This window comes from Vibrio sp. 1249-1, from assembly GCF_033340495.1.
In genome coordinates, this window is record NZ_JAWOWJ010000504.1 from 1 (window position 1) to 718 (window position 718).

General features: G+C 47.5%; 2 protein-coding genes. Both read right to left on the reverse strand.

The features are described 5' to 3' along the window. Positions 1 to 165: 165 nt before the first annotated feature. Positions 166 to 387, reverse strand: coding sequence for a YecH family metal-binding protein (locus tag R7Z50_RS27250; protein ID WP_015297472.1), 222 nt, complete (start codon positions 385 to 387; stop codon positions 166 to 168). A gap of 69 nt (positions 388 to 456) precedes the next feature. Continuing rightward, positions 457 to 718: lysoplasmalogenase family protein (locus R7Z50_RS27255; protein ID WP_318149716.1), on the reverse strand; the 262-nt coding region annotated here is incomplete at its 5' end.

A 718-nucleotide genomic window follows, 5' to 3' on the forward strand; every position in this document is an offset into this window, starting at 1 on the left:
GGTCCATGATTAGAAACAGCATGGTCGCTGCAGAAAGAATATCCATGTTCTGGCCTCGACGAAAAAAATGGCGACCAGTGTATAGTAAGGAGATTGTGCGAGTATACGGCTAAGGGCGAAATCAGATAATTCGCCCTCGATTACCGAAACAACCTCAGACGCCGCTTAATGGTTGCAAATACGCGCCATGTTGACGACGAACTTGCCTTCGAGTTCGCGAACCTTATCGCGCTGTAATAAAAAGGTTAGCAATGCATCTAAGTCTAGATCATTCAACTTACAGGTATGAAAGCGTACGTCTGCGCCAAAATGTTGTGCGAGCTCGTCGCGGCTCATTGGGGTTTCACGTAGTAGGTTTAGTAAGTTGTGAGCATGAATGTCACTCATCGTTAACTCCAGTTAGCAAATAGAACCCGACCAGTGTACTGAAATCGTCGAGCACTGCTTTGACTTACGTTAGTAAATGATAGAAGCAACAATGAGTGCATGAGCAAGAAAGTAGCTTCCACTTACCCAAACATACGCGCGCTTCATTGGTTTACGGAATCCGTGTATGGCGTAAGCGAGCGCGGAATACGTCATGATGACGGTGCCACTAAAGCCAATGGCATTCGCGTAGCTAGGCGTTTGTAGCCAAACCTCACCGGCTGCCCAAGCGAGCTGCACTAGCATTATGCCCATAGTCACTACGGGAAAAACGAGCGAATCTAACTGCGGT

Coding starts and splice junctions, on each gene's coding strand:
- R7Z50_RS27250 (WP_015297472.1), bottom strand. CDS start 387: ATGAGTGACATTCATGCTCACAACTTACTAAACCTACTACGTGAAACC.